The sequence below is a fragment of the Clostridia bacterium genome (assembly GCA_017438525.1).
Lineage (GTDB): Bacteria > Bacillota > Clostridia > Oscillospirales > RGIG8002 > RGIG8002.
Map to the genome: position 1 here is coordinate 1 of JAFRVI010000082.1, position 18456 is coordinate 18456.

13 protein-coding genes and 1 pseudogene are annotated in these 18456 nt (G+C 56.6%); 4 read left to right on the plus strand and 10 right to left on the minus strand.

Going from position 1 to position 18456, the window contains the following annotated elements; translation table 11 throughout:
• Together IJL83_07730 and IJL83_07735 are read left to right on the plus strand one after the other, a co-directional pair.
• Positions 1–659 (plus strand): 4Fe-4S binding protein (locus IJL83_07730; GenBank protein MBQ6553486.1); only part of this gene is annotated, 659 nt, incomplete at its 5' end.
• A 17-nt stretch (positions 660–676) separates the two neighbouring features.
• The gene (locus tag IJL83_07735; GenBank protein ID MBQ6553487.1) at positions 677–2434 is read left to right on the plus strand and encodes an iron hydrogenase small subunit; all 1758 of its coding nucleotides are present in this window, start codon (positions 677–679) and stop codon (positions 2432–2434) included.
• A gap of 430 nt (positions 2435–2864) precedes the next feature.
• Here the strand turns inward: IJL83_07735 and IJL83_07740 are convergent, their stop codons facing one another.
• The 6 genes and pseudogenes from IJL83_07740 to rpsB form a co-directional block, all read right to left on the minus strand.
• A complete protein-coding gene (locus tag IJL83_07740) occupies positions 2865–4286 on the minus strand; it encodes a hypothetical protein (protein ID MBQ6553488.1) in 1422 nt (473 codons plus the stop codon).
• A gap of 142 nt (positions 4287–4428) precedes the next feature.
• Positions 4429–5856, minus strand: a complete 1428-nt coding sequence (locus tag IJL83_07745; GenBank protein MBQ6553489.1) for a hypothetical protein — start codon at positions 5854–5856, stop codon at positions 4429–4431.
• Positions 5857–5933: 77 nt separating this feature from the next.
• On the minus strand, positions 5934–7376 hold the full coding sequence (locus tag IJL83_07750) for a hypothetical protein (protein MBQ6553490.1): 1443 nt from the start codon (positions 7374–7376) through the stop codon (positions 5934–5936).
• 50 nt (positions 7377–7426) lie between these two features.
• Positions 7427–8071, minus strand: coding sequence for an HAD hydrolase-like protein (locus tag IJL83_07755; protein MBQ6553491.1), 645 nt, complete (start codon positions 8069–8071; stop codon positions 7427–7429).
• 73 nt (positions 8072–8144) lie between these two features.
• On the minus strand, positions 8145–9059 hold the full coding sequence (locus tag IJL83_07760) for an elongation factor Ts (GenBank protein ID MBQ6553492.1): 915 nt from the start codon (positions 9057–9059) through the stop codon (positions 8145–8147).
• Between the two features lie 424 nt (positions 9060–9483).
• Positions 9484–10167: pseudogene (rpsB, locus tag IJL83_07765) on the minus strand (30S ribosomal protein S2).
• 199 nt (positions 10168–10366) lie between these two features.
• Between rpsB and IJL83_07770 the strand changes: the two are divergent.
• The gene (locus tag IJL83_07770) at positions 10367–10624 is read left to right on the plus strand and encodes a YlmC/YmxH family sporulation protein (GenBank protein ID MBQ6553493.1); all 258 of its coding nucleotides are present in this window, start codon (positions 10367–10369) and stop codon (positions 10622–10624) included.
• 49 nt (positions 10625–10673) lie between these two features.
• On the opposite strand, the gene IJL83_07775 is transcribed toward IJL83_07770, so the two are convergent.
• The 4 genes from IJL83_07775 to ychF all read right to left on the minus strand — a co-directional run bounded on the left by IJL83_07775 (position 10674) and on the right by ychF (position 16516).
• Positions 10674–14015, minus strand: coding sequence for a leucine-rich repeat protein (locus IJL83_07775; GenBank protein ID MBQ6553494.1), 3342 nt, complete (start codon positions 14013–14015; stop codon positions 10674–10676).
• A gap of 151 nt (positions 14016–14166) precedes the next feature.
• On the minus strand, positions 14167–14673 hold the full coding sequence (locus tag IJL83_07780) for a DNA-deoxyinosine glycosylase (GenBank protein MBQ6553495.1): 507 nt from the start codon (positions 14671–14673) through the stop codon (positions 14167–14169).
• Positions 14674–14675: 2 nt separating this feature from the next.
• Positions 14676–15416, minus strand: coding sequence for a DUF1624 domain-containing protein (locus IJL83_07785; GenBank protein MBQ6553496.1), 741 nt, complete (start codon positions 15414–15416; stop codon positions 14676–14678).
• Entirely contained in the window at positions 15416–16516 is a 1101-nt protein-coding gene (ychF, locus tag IJL83_07790) for a redox-regulated ATPase YchF (GenBank protein ID MBQ6553497.1), read from the minus strand. Before ychF ends, IJL83_07785 begins: the two co-directional genes overlap by 1 nt.
• Before the next feature lie 183 nt (positions 16517–16699).
• Between ychF and IJL83_07795 the strand changes: the two genes are divergently transcribed.
• Positions 16700–18007, plus strand: a complete 1308-nt coding sequence (locus tag IJL83_07795; GenBank protein ID MBQ6553498.1) for a trypsin-like peptidase domain-containing protein — start codon at positions 16700–16702, stop codon at positions 18005–18007.
• Positions 18008–18456 lie beyond the last annotated feature (449 nt).

Genomic DNA, 18456 nt, shown 5'->3' on the forward strand with positions numbered 1-18456 from the left:
AGAACATCGGCGGCGGCATCCCGAACGGCAAGAAGTTCAAGGCCGCGCAGACCGGCGGTCCCTCCGGCGGCTGCATCCCGGCTGAGAAGATGGACGTGCCGATCGACTACGACAACCTGACCGCCATCGGCGCGATGATGGGCTCCGGCGGACTTATCGTCATGGACGAGGACAACTGCATGGTCGACATCGCCAAGTTCTTCCTCGGCTTCACCGTCGACGAGTCCTGCGGCAAGTGCACGCCCTGCCGCGTCGGCACCCGCCGTATGCTCGAGATCCTCGAGAAGATCACCGACGGCAGAGGCGAAATGTCCGACCTCGATGAGCTCGAGAAGCTCGCGGAGTACATCAAGGCCAACTCCCTCTGCGGACTCGGCCAGACCGCTCCGAACCCCGTTCTCTCCACCATTCGCAATTTCCGCGACGAATACGTCGCCCACATCGTCGCCAAGAAGTGCCCGGCGGGCGTCTGCAAGAACCTGCTGAAGTACGTCATCGACCCGGCGAAGTGCAAGAGCTGCGGAATGTGCAAGCGCAACTGCCCGGCTGACGCCATCAGCGGCGAAAAGGGAGTTCCGTACTCCATCGATCCCGCCAAGTGCGTCAAGTGCGGCGCCTGCATGAGCACCTGCAAGTTCGGCGCGATCTCGAAGCAGTAAGCGGAAAGGAGAACAGAATGGATACTTTGAACATTAAAATCAACGGAAGAGACTATACCGTTCCCACCGGCCTTTCGGTACTTGAAGCGTGCCGCTACGCCGGCGTGGAGATCCCCACCCTCTGCTACCTGAAGGACATCAACGAGATCGGCGCCTGCCGCCTCTGCCTTACCGAAGTCAAGGGCGCGCGCGGAATGGTCGCCGCCTGCGTTTATCCCGTCGACAGAGACGGCATGGAGATAATCACCAACAGCGCGAAAATCCAGGAAGCGAGAAAGACCAACCTCAAGCTCCTGCTCTCGAACCACGACAAGAAGTGCCTCTCCTGCGTCAGAAGCGGAAAGTGCGAGCTGCAGAAGCTCTGCAACGACTACGGCGTGGACGACGTCGACGCCTACAAGGGCGAGATGAATCACTACGAGATCGACGACAGCGCGCCGCACATGATCCGCGACAACAACAAGTGCATCCTCTGCCGCCGCTGCGTCGCCGTCTGCGAGAAGAACCAGTCCGTCGCCGTCCTCGGCGCGAACGAACGCGGCTTCAAGACGCACATCGGCTGCGCCTTCGATCAGGATCTGTGGGAAGTCCCCTGCGTCGCCTGCGGCCAGTGCACCGCGGTCTGCCCGACCGGCGCCCTCTATGAGCGCGACGACACCGCGAAGGTGTGGGCGGCGCTCGAAGATCCGACGAAGCACGTCGTCGTCAACCCCGCGCCCTCTATCCGCGTAACGCTCGGCGAATGCTTCGGAATGCCCATCGGCTCCAACGTCAAGGGCAAGATGGTCGCCGCGCTGCGCCGCCTCGGCTTCGACGGAGTCTTCGACACCGACGTCGGCGCCGACCTGACGATACTTGAAGAAGCCAACGAGTTCATCGAGAGAGTGCAGAACGGCGGCAAGCTGCCGATCATCACCTCCTGCTCGCCCGGCTGGATCAAGTTCTGCGAGCACAACTTCCCCGACTTCCTCGATAACCTCTCGACCTGCAAGTCGCCTCAGCAGATGTTCGGCGCGGTCGTCAAGACCTGGTACGCCGAGAAGAACGGCCTCGATCCCAAGGACATCGTCGTCGTCAGCATCATGCCCTGCACCGCCAAGAAGTTCGAGCGCAGCCGCGACGGACAGAGCGCCGCGGGCGTTCCGGACGTCGACGTCGCGCTGACCACCCGTGAGCTCGGCAGAATGATCGAGCGCGCGGGCATCGACTTCGTCAACCTGCCAGACGAGGAGTTCGACGCGCCGCTCGGCATCACCACCGGCGCCGCGGCGATCTTCGGAGCCACCGGCGGCGTTATGGAAGCCGCGCTCCGCACGGCGGTCGAAACGCTGACCGGCAAGAAGCTCGAGAAGCTCGATTTCACCGACGTCAGAGGCACTCAGGGCATCAAGGAAGCGACCTACAACGTCGCCGGCCTCGAGGTCAAGGCGGCCGTCGCCTCCGGCCTCGCGAACGCCAGAGAGCTGCTTAACCGCATCCGCAGAGGCGAGGCGAACTACCACATCGTGGAGATCATGGCCTGCCCCGGCGGCTGCGTAAACGGCGGCGGACAGCCCATCCAGCCCGCGAGCGTGCGCAACTTCACCGACCTGAAGGCGATCCGCGCGAAGGCGCTCTACGAAGAGGACGCCAACCTGCCGCTGCGCAAGTCGCACGACAGCCCGGTCATCAAGGTGCTCTACGACGAGTATTTCGGCAAGCCCGGCAGCCACAAGGCGCACGAGGTCCTGCACACGCACTACGTCGCCAGAGAAACCTACGGCAAGGAAAGATAAGCGAAAACCGCATAAGCTTACAAAGCGCAAGCTAAAAAGCATAACAAAATACGCCACCCGTCGGGTGGCGTTTTTGTTGGGTCATTATGTCATTTTCGCGTTTCGCGCACTTCTGTCATTCCGAGGAGGCGTCAGCCGACGAGGAATCCCCTTTCCCCTATGCAACGGCTGCAAAAGGAGGGGGATCCTCCGGCTGCGCGGGCTTCGCCCGCTCCGCTCAGGATGACAAAAACGCGAGACTTCTGCGCGAATGCGCGCGGATAAGAAAAACCGCACCCTCGCGGGTGCGGTTTTTACGATATGTCTCACTGTCGTTCGGCGCGATATATCGGATGCGCCGATACGATATATTCGCTTTCGCGAATGCGATATGCCGGCTTACGCCGACGCGATATGTTCGCCTGCGGCGAACGCTAAGCCGCTGCGCGGCTTACGACAGAAGGATTGCGGCGATGCGGAAGGTGCCGGTCATCAGCGTGAAGCGCAGCTTATGGTGCTTGACCTCGGTGCCGTCGTAGACGTCCGCGATGGTCTGGTAGTCGCCCCAGCCGTTCGCGAAGTAGGAATCCACCGTGCCGACGAGGGTGCTGTCCACGCGCATCTGGATGACGCCGGACTTGCTCGTGCTTATCGACTTCTCATAGAGTATCTTCACGTTCTGCGCGTCGACGTCGAAGACCAGCGGCTGCTTGCCCTTTGTGACCGACCACGAGCCGCGGAAATCGTAGAAGGCATAGGTGTCCTTCACCCAGCTGCCGAGCGACGTGGCCTCGAGGCCTTCATTGCACCAGTACATCTTTGCGTTCATGTACTTTTCGCTCGTCATCGGCTGCGCCGGAATCTCGGGTATTATCGTGTTGTAATCCGCGTAGACCGCCTTGACGCCGTCGAGGTAGGAGGTGATCAGGTTGCCGACGATCGCGTAGCCGAAGTCGTTTGGGTGCGTGCCGTCGTCGGAAAGCTGGTTCTTGAAGGTGTATCTGCCGCTCTCGCACTCGGGCTTGATCGCGTCGCGGTAGCTGATCATCGGAATGCCGTAGGCCCTGCCGATCGGGACTTCCTCCGCCTGCTTGTCGTCAAACCACTCGGTCGTCATAAAAAGCATTATGATCGCGGTATCCGGACTCTGAGTGACGACGCGGCGGATCAGGTTCTCATAGCTCTCCTGAGTGCCGCTGTTGGTATCGTTGACGGCGAATTCGACGACGAGGACGTCAGGATCGTGCGCGAAGACGTCGCGGTCAAGGCGGTGGACGCCGAGCATACTGCCGGTCGCGCCGATGCCGGAGTTGTGGAAATTGACCGTCGTTCCCGGGAAGGCGGACCTCCACCAGTTCGCGACTATGTTCGCGTAGCGCTTATTCTCGGTCGAAGCGCCGGAACCGTGGGTTATCGAGCCGCCGAGGGTGACAACGCTGATCTTTTCGCCGCGGGCGGCCTTCTGCATAACCTTCGCGATGCGGGAGCTGCCGTCTGTGGAAACTATCGCGCGGTCGAGCATCGCCTGCGTCACCGTTGCGGCGGTCGCAGCGGCGTTGGGCGTGAAGGAAAGCGTCGCGCCCGTCTTTCCGAAAGATCCTATCATTCCCATAGAACTGCGCATAATGCCGAGCGCGTCGTCTACTCCGATAGCACCGTCGTTCCAAACGTCAAACACGGGCAAGTCCCCCTCGTCATAATCATATAGTCCGTTCATCGCACGGAGTGTCAGCAACGAGTCGGAAACGGTCAGTTCACCGTCCTTGTCGATGTCGCCGATAAGAGAGCCCTCGGCAGCAGCAGTCAGCGGGAACATTCCCGTGAATATCGCCGCGACCATCAGGATCGCAAGCAGAAAAGCAGTAAACTTCATAATATCACCTCTGAACTCTGGCCGATCGGCGATAACGTCAACCGACCTTATAATTTATTTTAACACGAATGACATGGCATGTCAATTCAAACAGCGTATTTTGTTAAACAAAATGGACTCCTCAGGAGTCCATTTCGGCAATTTATGATAACATTATTCCTGCGAGGGTAAAATTCCCGCCGGAACCGGAAAACGTTATGGTGTGTTCTCTGACCTCATTCTCCTTAAATACGGTAACATAATAGAGGTGGTCGCCCCAGCCGTCGTTGAAGTTCCCGTCGACGGTCGCGACGGATACGCCGTCGACCTTTACGTCAATACTGCCGGCATTCACGTCTGTCTTCCAGCGCATATACAGCAGGTTTACTTCCTTGAATTCAGCAGTGAAAGTCAGCGCCTTACCTCTTTTTGTTGTGAGCCACGCGCCTTTGAGATGGTTGAAATGCGAAGTCTGATAGTTCTTGTTGACCGTCCAGACGCCGAGACTGTCCGGTTCGAGCGTGCCGCCCATATAAAGTTTGGCGTCCTTGTACCGCTCGCCGTAGAGCGCCTCCGGCACGGCGGGAACGACCTTCGACAGCTTCGTGTACTTCTTCTTGACGGAGTCAAGGTAGGAGCGGATGAGCGAGGCGTATATCTCGTGCCCCTTGTCTGTCGGATGCGCGTCATCGGTGCCGAAATCTGACCAGGTCATCGCGTGCGCGGCGAGCAGGCCGTTGACTGCGTTCGCCCCGCTGATCATCGCCACTTCGTAGTGCCTGCCGATCGGGATCTCGGTATCCTGCATCGTCCAACCGCTTTCGCAGACGGTGAAAAACATTATCACGGCGGCGTCCGGGCACTTGGTCAGCACGTTGCGGACTATGCCTTCGTAGTAGGGGCAATCGTCTTGAGAAGTGTCGTTGACCGAGAACTCGACGATGACGAGGTCCGGATCCTTCGCAATAACGTCGTCGCCCATGCGGTGGACACCGAGGATGCTGCTCGTGCCGCTGATGCCGACGTTGTGGTAGTTGACCTTCGCCTTCGGGAAGTTTTCGGTCCACCACTTATAAGTCAGATACGCCCAGCACTTCTGCGAGGTGGAGGCGTAAAGTCCGTAGGTTATCGAGCCGCCGAGAGTAACGACGTTGACCGTCTCGCCCTTCGCGGCGCGCTCCATCACGCGCGCGAGGCGGGCGGTGTTGCCAGCGGAGACGACGGTGTTGTCGAAAATCGCCTGCGTCACGCCGTGCTTCTTCGCTACGGTGTTCGGCGCGTACGTTACCTCGACGCCGTCGTAGCCGAAGCCGTCCGTCATACCGAGCGAGCAGCGCATTATCCCTATCGCGTCGTCAGCGCCGACAGCTTTGTCGCCGGTCACGTCATATACGGGAATGTCGCCGGCGGAGTATTCGTCTATCCCCGCCGCCGCGCGCATTGTCAGCAGCGAGTCGGAGACGGTTATCTCCCCGTCCCTGTCGATATCCCCGATCAGCGCCTCCCCCGCCGCGAAGGAATGCAGCGGGAATGCTCCGGCGATAAGCGTTACAAGAAGCGCGAGCGCGAGCATGGCTGCGGTGTATTTCATATTGAACGTTCCTCCTCTAAGGAATCTTTTATGAAGCGGAAGCGGCACGCCGTGCCGCTTTTGCAAGCAGTTATTCGTCAGGACATGAGCAGTCCGGAAAGCGTGAAGTTGCCGCCGACGCAGGTGAAGGACACCTCATGCTCCGCCGGCTCGGCGGAATCGTAGATGTGCTCCTTGGCGAGGTAGTTGCCCCAGCCGCCCGGGAAAAGCGCATTAAGATTCTTATTCTCAATCAGCACTCCGTCAATGCGGACTTCGACTTCACCGGCGTTAGGATTGTTCTCCGGCAGGTATCTCCAGAAGATGACGTTCAGCTCTCTGAAGGTTGCCTTGAACTTCAGCGCCCTCCCCTTCTTTTCGGTCGTCCACGCGCCCTTGAGGTGATAGAAGGCGCCGCCGTTGGGCTCGGACTTCCAGCCGCCGAGCTGAGTGGGCTGAATCGTGCCGCCCATCCAGAGCTTCGCGGCGTCGTAGCGGTCCGTATAAAGCGGAGCCGACGGGAACGCGGGGATGACTTTGGAAAGGCGCCCGTACTTTGCCTTCACGCCGTCGAGGTAGGAGGTGACGAGCGAGGCGACCATCTTGTGACCGAGGTCGTTCGGATGGATGTTGTCAGGGGAAATATCAGTCCACTTGATCGTGCCGGCCTTGAGCAGCGGATTCGTCGCGTCGCGGTAGCTGATCATCGGCAGCTTGTAGTAGTTGCCGATCGGGATCTCGGTCTCCTGCACGTTTCCGCCGGTTTCGTTCTGCATAAAGAGCATGAGAACGGCAGTCTCGGGATCGTTCGCAAGCACGCGGCGGATGACTCCCTCGTAATACTCATACTCGTTCGCCGCGTCGTTGACTGCGAATTCGACGATAAGGAAGTCGGGGTCCTTTTTCAGCACGTCGTCTTCGAGGCGGTGGACGCCGAGCATACTGCCGGTCGCGCCGATGCCCATATTGTAGAAGTTGAAGCGTCCCTGCGGGAAGTTGGCGGTCCACCATTCGTAAGTGCGGTAGCCGTAGCAGAGGCGGCTGTTGGACGCGGCGGAGCCGGCGGTGATCGAGCCGCCGAGGACGACCATATTGATGCGTTCGCCGTTCGCGGCGCGCTGCATCACCTTCGCGAGCTTGGCGGTGTCGCCGACGGAAACGATAGAGTTATTTATTGAGGTCTGCGTATACTTGCAATCGAGCGCGTCCTGATTCGGAACGAACGAAAGCTCGACTCCGGCGTAGCCGTAATCCTTATCCGTAATGCCGACGGAGCTGCGCAGCAGGCCGAGCGCGTCGTCAACGCCGACGTCGCCGTCGCCGCTGACGTCGTAGACGGGAACGTCAGCCGCGCTGTACTGCTTCAGTCCCGCGGCGGCGCGAAGCGCGCCGAGCGAGTCGGAAACGGTTATGTCGCCGTCTTCGTCTATATCGCCTATCATCGCTTCCGCGGCGGCCAGCGTATTCATCGGGAACATTCCCGAGATCATCGCGACCACCGGAAGCAGCATAAGAAGCATAGCCATTATTCTCATACACATAGTGATATCCCTCCATTTCATCATTATTATATCACTTAAATGCGTTCATGTCAAGACACGGCGAGTAATATATCCGCGATATCGGAGGGCGTTGCGGCGATGAAGTCCGCCTCCGCGAACTCCTCCGCCGAGCCGTAGCCGTAAAGCACGCCCATAGAGGCGAGCCCCGTCTGCTTCGCGCCCTCGATATCGTAGCTGCGGTCGCCTATCATGACCGCGCCGCTCCTGTCGGAAACGCCAGCGGACGCGAGCGCGTACTCGATGACATCGCGCTTGGAGGTGCGCGTTTCGTCCAGCGTGCTGCCCGCGATGACGGCGAAAAACTCTGCCAGCCCGAAGTGTTCGAGGATCCGCACAGCGAAGGGCTCCGGCTTGGAGGTCGCGACGATGAGCGTCACGCCCGCCTCCTTCAGGCGGCGCAGCGCGTCCGCGACGCCTTCGTACGGGAGGTTCTCGAACATCCCCCTCGCGACGTAATACTCGCGGTAGACGCCTATCGCCTCCCGCGCCTGCGCGTCGGAAAGTCCGCAGCGCATGAAGGAGCCGTGCAGCGGCGGCCCGACGAAGAACTCCAGCTCCGACGGCTCCGCTTCGACGCCGAAGCGTTTAAGCGCGTAGGCCGCGGCGTTCGTTATGCCCGGCGCGGACTCGGTCAGCGTGCCGTCGAGATCGAAAAGAACGTATCTGTATTTCATTCCGGGCCTCCTTTTTCCGTTACAAAAAACCGACCGGCAAAGGGCTGCCGATCGGTTTTGAAAATACGTTTGCTTATTTGACCATGCCGGCGACTTCGGCGGCGAAGTTGTCTTCGCGCTTCTCAAGGCCTTCGCCCTTCTCGAGGCGGACGAACTCCTTGATGCAGACGGCGGAGCCGAGTTCCTTGGCGACGTTCTTGACGAAGGTGTCGACGTTGATCTCGTCGTCCTTGACGAACGCCTGCTCGAGGAGGCAGATCTCCTTGTAGTACTTCGCGATACGGCCCATGACCATCTTCTCGGCGATGTTCTGGGGCTTGCCCTCGTTGATCGCCTGAGCGAGCAGGATCTCCTTCTCCTTCTCGATGAACTCCGCGGGAACGGAGGCCTTGTCGAGGAAGGTGGGGCTCATGGCCGCGATCTGCATCGCGACGTCCTTCGCCATGGAGACGCACTCGGGCTTCGCGAAGGTCGCGTCGTCGGTATCGAGGTTGACCATGACGCCGATGGTGCCGCCGCCGTGGATGTAGGTCACGACGTGGCCTTCGTAACGGACGAAACGGCGGATGGTGAGCTTCTCGCCGATGGTGAGTATCTTTTCGCGGAGAGCGTCGGTAACGGTCATGTTACCGCCGTCGATCGTCATGGCGCCGAGCGCCTCGACGTCGGCGGGAGCGTTCTTGCCGACGGTGGCGGCGACGGCCTTGACGAACTCCTGGAAGCCGGCGTTCTTGGCGACGAAGTCGGTCTCGCTGTTGACTTCGACGAGCGCGGCGACCTTGCCGTCCTCGGAAACGTAGGAACCGATGATGCCTTCGGCGGCTATTCTGCTGGCCTTTTTCTCGGCGGCGGCTATACCCTTCTCACGAAGGTACTCGATCGCCTTTTCCATATCGCCGTCGGACTCGGTGAGGGCCTTTTTGCAGTCCATCATACCGCAGCCGGTCTTTTCTCTGAGCAGTGCAACGTCTTTCGCAGTGAATGCCATAGTATTATTTCCTCCTATACATAGTCGATACCCGACAGTATTTCATGTCGGGTATCCCGAACTTATTTGATTACTCGGCCTTGTCTTCGGCCTTGGGCTCCTCCGCCTTCTTGGTGGTGCGGCGGGCGGGCTTCTTCGCGGGCTCTTCTGCCTTCGCTTCTTCGGCCTTGGGCTCTTCGGCCTTGGGCTCCTCCGCCTTCTTGGTGGTGCGGCGGGCGGCGGGCTTCTTGGCTTCCTTGGCGACGAGGGTGGTCTCCTCGCCGATTATAGCGGCCATAAGGGGCTTATCGGTCTTCGCGGCCTTGGGAGCGGTCTTCGGCTTCTCGACCTTGACCTTGTCTTCTTCAGCCATTACGAAGGGGACGGCTTCCTTAGCTTCGCCCTGAGCGGCGGACTCTTCGGGAGCGGCCTCCGCCATGGAGGTGCCCTGTCTGCCCTCGAGGACGGCGTTGCCGATGATCTCAGAGATCAGCTTGACGGCTCTGATGGCGTCGTCGTTGCCGGGGATGACGTAATCGACGGCGTCGGGGTCGCAGTTGGTGTCAACGATGGCGATGACCGGAATGCCGAGCTTCTTGGCTTCGGCAAGAGCGATGTGCTCTTTCCTGGGGTCGACGATGAAGAGCGCGGAAGGCAGCTTCTTCATGTCCTTGATGCCGCCGAGGAACTTCTCAAGCTTCTCGATCTCGAGGTTGAGCTTGATGACTTCCTTCTTGGGCAGCAGGTCGAACGTACCGTCCTCCTGCATCTTGCGGAGGTTGGCGAGGCGGTCGACTCTGCGGCGGATGGTCGTGAAGTTGGTGATCATACCGCCGAGCCAGCGGGCGTTGACGTAGTACATGCCGACTCTCTCGGCCTCTTCCCTGATGGAATCCTGCGCCTGCTTCTTGGTGCCGACGAAGAGCACGGTGCCGCCGTTAGCGGAAAGCTCGCGGACGAAATCGTATGCTTCTTCGATTTTCTTGACCGTCTTCTGAAGGTCGATGATGTAAATGCCGTTTCTTTCGGTGAAGATGTACGGAGCCATCTTCGGGTTCCAGCGTCTGGTCTGGTGTCCGAAATGGACGCCCGCTTCCAGCAGCTGCTTCATGGATACTACTGTTGACATAATTTTTCCTCCTTGGTTTTCCCTCCGCCGCACCTACGTTTTGCGACCGGAAACGGCTCCGGCACCGGCAAAACCGCATGCGGCGTGTGAATTGCTGATATATATTATCACAAACCCGCCCCAAATGCAAGAGTTTTTTTCGGAAAATCGTCATTTTTTTGCGTTTCCGCGCTATTATTTTCAACGGAGGTGTGAGGATATGCAAAAGCTGACCGAGCTGCGCTGCAAGGAAGTGATAAACCTGCGCAACGGCGAGCGTCTCGGCTTCGTCGGCGACCTGCGGATCGAGTGCAAGACCGGCAGGATCGCGGACATTATCGTGCCGACCGGCTCGCCCCTGCCCTTCTTCAAGCAGGACGAATACGTCATCCCCTGGAGCGCGATAGAGAAGATCGGCGAGGACGCGATCCTCGTCGACTTCGACTGCCCGCCCCGCCCGCGGAAAAAGCGCCGGTAACGCGAAAACGCCGCCGTATACGGCGGCGTTTTGATATTACTCCTGAATATTACAGCGAAAACCCGGCCGCTATACGCAGTATGCGCAGCGCATCGGAAACGGTGATAACACCGTCGCCATCGATATCTGCCACAGCTAGTGCGTCTTCATCAAACTCGGCAAGTCCGACGCAGGCGCGGAGCGCAGCAAGCGCATCCGTTACGGTGATCTCATCATCTCCGTCGACGTCACCTTTCATATTGATTACCGTAACGACGAAGTTACAGGTCGCGCCACCGTAAGATACGGTTATGCTGTTCTCGCCGCGCGCACCGGAGTAGCCGGACAGCTCATAACCCGTGACCGGCGCAGAAGTATCGTTGTCATAATACGCCGTAATCTCAAGGCCGGTAGGATCGAACTCCTCGCCCTTGTGGTACTTCACCTTATCCGGTAGCACGGTTACCGCGATGCTCACTAGAATTGCAGGTTTGTTAATCTCATTACGTAATCCGTTTAACACTGCGTATTCAAAGGCATAAGAGTCCTTATCCACAAGTAGCTTTACATCAAGAGGCGCGGCAGATTCACCGTTTTCACCTAACATATGGAACGCGCCCTCGCCAATACTCGTAATACACGCAGGTATAATTATGCTCGTCAGCTCGGTGCAGTTTGCAAACGCCTTAGGCCCTATACTCGTAACGCTTCCGTCATTAGGAATAACACTGCTCATGCATCCCGCCACGAGTGTTTTAGATTCCGTCTCAATAATGCAGTTGCCACTGCTATGGTAAGTCGGGTTATCATCCGACACCGTAACGTTCTGCAGACTGTTGCATCCCGCGAATAATCCTTCGCCGATATTCATTGCGCCTTCCGCCTTAGCCCCTTTAACACGCGACTTCAATGTCGGCCTACCTCCGATAATAACGCTTGTTAAAGAAAAACAGTTGCAGAACACTTCATTCCCTATATTTGTAACACTATCTGGGATTATTACGCTAATTAATCCTGCGCATCCATTAAATGCTCCTTCGCCGATAGTGGTCACGCCGTTACCGATTATAACGCTTGTCAGACCGGTACAACCCACAAAAGCATAATCGTCAATACTGACAATATTGTCAGGAATCACTATTTCCGTCAAACTCGAACAGCCACTAAACGCTTGATAGCCAATGTTCGATACGTTGACGCCAAATGTAACATTCGTCAGACTTTCGCAACCAGCGAACGCCATATAGCTGATACTCTTTATACTACTGCCAATCGTGACACTCGTCAGACCTGAACAGCGTATAAACGCATCCCTACCGATGCTTGTCACACTATCAGGTATCGTTATGCTCATCAGTTCTGCGCATTCGCCGAATGCGTAGTTGCATATGCTTGTTACACTTCCATCAAAAGGAATAATACTATTATCGAATCCTTCAATAAGAGTCTTTGTCTCTGTTTCAATCAAACAGTTCCCACTGTAATGATAATACGGATTATATTCGGATATTGTAATGTCAAACGAGCCGATATTCAAAAATGGTGCATACCCAATGTGACTAGTGCTTGCAGGTATCGCAATACTCATTATATTCGTACATCCGTCAAACGCATAGTCTCCTATTGATGCTAAACCGTCAGGAATCGATATCCCTGTTATATCTTCACATCCAGCAAACGCACTATTAGCAATACCCACTGTACCGGCTTTAATATCAAAATCTCCTGAATAGTCATTCCTTACCTTTATCAGCCATTCACCGATATAGAGCGCTCCATCTTCCCAGTTAGATTCGTCATCATAATAACCGGTTCCCTCAAACGCCCCTCCGCATATGCTTATTACACTATCCGGTATAGTTATCTCTGTATATCCACACCCTGAAAACGCATCATCGCCAATAATAATCAATCCATCAGGAAGAGTTATATCGGTTAGCTCGTAGCATGATGCAAACGCTTCCCACTCTATACTTGTAATACCTTCCGGTATTACTATGCTCGTTAATCCCCAGCGCTCCTGAAAAGCGCCTTCGCCTATAATAGCTACACTTCCGTCTGCCGGAATCACGCTATTCTCACAGCCGAGCAAAAGTGTTTTCGTCTCAGTTTGAATCAAACAGTTTTCATCGCTGTGATAATATGAATTATCCTCAGATACAGTAATGGATTGTAGATTCTGACATCCCCATCCGAATGCACGAAGGCCTATGCTTTTAACTCCGTTTCCGATACTAATGCTTGATAGAGACTCACATGACTCAAAAGCAAACTGCGCTATATCCTCAACGCTATCAGGAATCGTTATTCCCGCAAGGTTCCTGCAATTCCTGAACGCACCTTCGCATATAGTTGTTAAACTGCCATCTTCGGGCATTTCAACATCTATTAGTTGATCACAGTCCGCGAAAGCACTGTCTCCGATGATTGTCACGCCCGTACCTATTGTAACGCTCATAAGATTGGTACAGTCTGCAAACGCACTATCTCCAACACTTATTATCGCGTCTGGTAATACTATTTCTGTTATGCCCTCACAACGATAAAACGCCCAATCACCAATACTTGTCACACTCCCATCATTAGGGATAATACTGTCGCTAAACCCTTTTACCAAGGTTTTTGTCCCCATTTCAACCAAGCAATTGCCACTGAAGTGAAAATAAGGATTATTATCCGAAACAGTTATCGATTCAAGGTTATTACATATATTAAGCGCCCATTCTCCAATCATTCTTAATCCGCTTCCGAGAGTAACACTTGTCAGACTATCGCAATTCAAAAAAGCATGAGTACCTAGTATTTCCACACTATCCGGTATTGTTATGCTCGTCAAACTTGAGCAGTTATCAAACGCCCAACCGCCGATGCTTTTGACGCTGTCCGAAATAAAAACTTCCTCCAGAGCAACACAGTCCTCAAACGTAGATGTTTCAATACTCGTCACTCCAAAAGGAATAATAATACTTCTTAATCTCGAACATCTATAGAACGCCAAACTACCGATTACCATGACGCTTTCGGGAATAATAACGCTTGTCAAGGCGGCACAGCGGGAAAACGCGCCTTCATCAATACGGGTTATCCCTTCCGGTATAGTTATCTCCGTAATATCGGCGCAGCCATAGAATGCATAAGCACCGATACTCGTAACGCCGGTCATCATATTAACGCTTTTTACGCCAGCCCCCCAAGGTGCTTTATTAGACTCATTCCAACTATAGTTATACATATTACCCGTGCCGCTTATGGTAAGCAAGCCGGTTTCGTCAAGAGTCCACGTGAGATCCTCACCGCAGGTACCGCTGGATACTACTTCCGCAGACGCGATCATCCCGGTAGGGAGCATGGCAAACATCATCGCCGACGCGATGAGAATAGAAAGCAGTCTCATAATGGTTTTTTTATACATTATTCATTCCCCCAAGCGAAATTGCATACAGTTATATATATTGTAGCACATAATGCAGATTTGTCAAGTAATGTAATCCCCGACGCGGAAAAAGCGCCGGTAACGCGAAAACGCTCCCCGCGAGGGGAGCGTTTTGATTTGCGGTTTATCTTTATTCACAGGCGGCGCGGAGCGCGCTCCACTCTTCGACGAGGCGCGGCAGGTCCCACGACGCGTTCGCGGGGCTGGTAGACGGCAGGCGCGTAAACCCGACGCCCGTCAGCGGAAACGCGAAGCGCGCGAAAAGCTCCTCCGCCTTCGCGCCGTTGAAGAAGACGCGCCTGATATTCAGCTTCGCGATAAGCCCACCGACGTCGTTGGGTATGACTTCGCAGATGCTCGCGTCGGCGGCGCCATCTATCTCGCAGGAGGCGCAGACGTCCCAGAGCGCGACGCGGTTGTGCAGCAGGAGCGCCTTCTTATCCGCGACCGTCTCCGGCGTTTCCTCGCCGAAAACCGCGGCGAGCACGCTCCAGAAGCGGTTGTTCGGGTTGCCGTAATAGAAGCCCGTCTCGCGCGAGAGCGGCGACGGTATCGTGCCGAGCACCAGCACGGCGCTGTTTTCGTCATAAACCGGCGCGATCTCATGAATGACTTTTTCCTTTTTCCTCTTAAACATAACTACAACCCCATTTTCGTGAAAAGCAGCCAGCAGACGCCGTAGACGACCGGCTGGTGAAGCAGGTAGAAATACACGCTGTTGCGCCCGATGAACGACAGCGGTTTTATATCCAGCCCGCCGTATTTCAGGTCGTACTCCTTCTCCTTCAGCCACCTGCCGAAGAAGTGCCCGGCGAGGAAGGCGAAGTAGTACGGTATCATCGGGTAGAAGTCGCCCGAGGCAAAATCCCGAGTGATGAATCCGAGGAAATACAGGTGCTTTATCTCCACCTCGACCGGGAAGACGAACACCGTCGCGAAGAAGGCCGCCATCCCCACCGCCGCGCCGAAAAGCGGATGCACCTGCGCGTGGAACGGCCGCATCAGCGCGACGACGATCATCGAAGCGCCGATTAAGCTCAATATCCCGTAGCGCACCGTCATATCCGGCGTCACGAGCGCCGAAAAGAGCGTCACGATCAGCCCGAACAGAAAGACTATGATTCCCCTGCGCAGCGGATTGCGCGAATAGTTCGTGCATATCCCGGACAGTATTATAAAGCAGACGGCGAAGAAATCGCGCAGGAAAAGCACGAACGGCGCGTCCACTATATGCAAGAAGCCGAAGTCCTTGCCGAACACCCAGTAGAGATCGAACGCGGTGTGGAATATGATGACGAGTATCATCATAAAGCCGCGCAGCGTATCGTAAAGCGCGATGCGCGAAGGGTCGGCGCGCTTGAAAAAGATGCCGTTTTCCATCAGACGTTGAACCTGAAGAGTATCACGTCGCCGTCGCGGACGACGTATTCCTTGCCCTCGCTGCGGTAGAGCCCTTTCTCGCGCGCGGCGGCGATGCTGCCGCAGGCGACGAGGTCTTCGTAGGAGACTATCTCGGCGCGGATAAAGCCGCGCTTGAAGTCGGTGTGTATCTTCCCCGCCGCGTCGGGCGCCTTCGTGCCCTTCGTTATCGTCCAGGCGCGGACCTCGGGCTGTCCGGCGGTGAAGTAGGATATGTAGCCGAGCAGCGCGTAGCACTCGCGGATGAGGCGGTTGAGCCCCGACTCCTCAAGCCCGATCTCCTCGAGGAACATCTTCCGCTCCTCGGGGTCGTCGAAGTCGTTTAGGTCCTGCTCCAGCTTCGCGCAGACGGGGATGATGCCCGCGTGCTCGCACTCCGCGGTTTCACGCAGGGCGCGGTAGCCGGCGTTGTTCTCGATGCCGCCGGCGAAGTCCGCCTCGCTCATGTTCGCCGCGTAGATGACCGGCTTGAGCGAAAGCAGCGACACCGTCTCGATGACGGCGCGTTCGTCATCCGTGCATTCGAAGCTGCGGGCGGGGTTGCCGTCGGAAAGGTGCTTCTCGAGGCGCTTCAGCAGGTCGTATTCCTTCTCGAACTTCTTATCGCCGCCCTTCAGCGCCTTCGCGGTCTTGTCGATGCGGCGCTCGAGCACCTCGAGGTCGGCGAGGATAAGCTCGACGTTTATCGTTTCGCTGTCCGCGACGGGGTCGACGGACGCGCTGACGTGGGTGATGTTCTCATCCTCGAAGCAGCGGACGGTGTGAACGAGCGCGTCGACCTCGCGGATGTGCGAGAGGAACTTGTTGCCGAGCCCTTCGCCCGCAGAGGCGCCCTTGACGATGCCCGCGATGTCGACGAACTCCACCGTCGCGGGAGTCGTCTTGACGGGCGAATACATCTCCGTCAGCTTGTCCAGACGCGCGTCCGGCACGGGCACTACGCCGACGTTCGGCTCGATCGTGCAGAAGGGGTAGTTCGCCGCCTCCGCGCCGCCTCCGACGAGGGCGTTGAAGAGCGTTGATTTGCCGACGTTCGGCAGTCCGATTATTCCGATTTTCATATTTTCACATCCTCGCAGTATTAGCACGAATATATTATATACCCGTTTGACCGAAATGTAAAGACGCGGTTTTTAACTTTACCGCGCTTTACGCGCTGCATTTTTAACATTTTTTCCAATATTTTTAACTAATATTTGAAAAAATAGATTATAATAGAAGGTAGTATGAAAGAAGGGATAATTATGACAGAAGATTTCAACAGAGATTACCCGGCGCCCGAAAGCTATGAAAATCCGCAGTTCTCCGCTCCGCAGGCGGAGGCGCCCGATACCCCCGTTCAGCCGCAGCCCGCTCCGGCGGAGCACAACAGCTACGTCTGGACCGAAGCCGCGCAGGATAAGAAAAAGAAAAAGGAGCACGGGCGCGGATACGCCTTCGGCGTTTCGCTGCTCGCGATCCTGATATGCGCGGTGCTGGTGCTCGCCTCCTTCGGCGTCGTGCACATTGTGCAGAACGCCGGCGGCAGCAGCACGGCTCCCGAGTCTTCGACGGAAGCTCCGGTCGAGCAGAAGACCGGCTTCGACCTCAGCGGCCGCACAGAGGCCGACGAGATCTCCGTCAAGGACGCCGCGCAGAAGATACGCCCCGCGGTGGTCGGCGTCGTCAACTATAAGATGAACTCGCTGACCGCCTCCGGCTACGGCTCCGGCGTCATCATCAACGCCGAGGGCTACGTCGTGACCAACTACCACGTCATCGAGGGCGCGGACCGCGTCAAGATCGTGCTTTACGACAAGAAGGAAGCGCTCGCGAGCATCGTCGGCTCCGACCAGCAGACCGACCTCGCAGTGCTGCAGATCATCGAAGATGATACCATCAAGCACAGCGATTTGGTTTACGCCACCTTCGGCAACTCCGACGAGGTGCAGCTCGCCGAGACCGTCATCGCGATAGGAAACCCCGGCGGCCTTGAATTCGCCGGCACCGTCACCCGCGGCATCGTCTCCGGCATCAACGTCAAGACCGACCTTTCCGGCAACGTCAAGCTGATACAGACGGACGCGGCGATCAACCCCGGCAACTCCGGCGGCCCGCTGATCGACCTCTACGGCAACGTCATCGGCATCACCTCGCAGAAGATAGTCGACACCCAGTATGAAGGAATGGGCTTCGCGATTCCCTCCAACACTGTCAAGCCCATCGTCGACAGCATAATGACCTACGGCTACGTGCCCGGCAGACCGATGATCGGCATCAGCGGCAACACGATAGACGAATACGTCGCCTACTTCAACAACGTGCCGCGCGGAGTGCTGATAACTTCCGTCGACGCCGGCACCGACGCAGCGGCGAAGGGACTCAAGAAGAACGACATCATCACCTCCATCGGCGGAGTCACCGTCAAGACAATGGACGAACTCAACGCCGAAAAGGAGAAGTATTCCGCAGGCGACACCGTCGAGCTCGGCGTCTACCGCTATTCCGAAGGCCGCTCCTTCACGGTAAGCATCATCCTCTCGGAATACAAGCCAACCGAAACGATGAACTGATTACAAACTCGGCAGAGTTTATTCATTTTGATTCCCTCCCTATGCAGAAGGCCGTCCCGCCGGACGGCCTTCTGTCTTTTTGAAAAAACTTTTTGCTTCGACATTTTTCGACATATTCTCATGCTTGTCCCTGCTATAATACTGGCATCGCAACTCCCTTCATATACCCTTTGACTTGCCGCTCACGTGGCGGCGCCCGCCCGCAAGGGCGGTTTCTTCTCCGACAAGGCCGACCGGCATATCGGCCATAGCCGAAAGGCAATAGAAGCGTCACCCGCGTTTGAACGTGCAAGCGCGGGTGACGCTGTTTTAGTGTATATTTTGCTCCAAAGGCGCGCAGCGCGTTCAGGCGGCTCCCTCAGACGCAGGGGCGAACTTGTTCGCCCGCGCAATTACGCGCCAAGCTTTTAGGAGCCAACAACCCCTCAGTCTTATTATCGGCTTTCAGC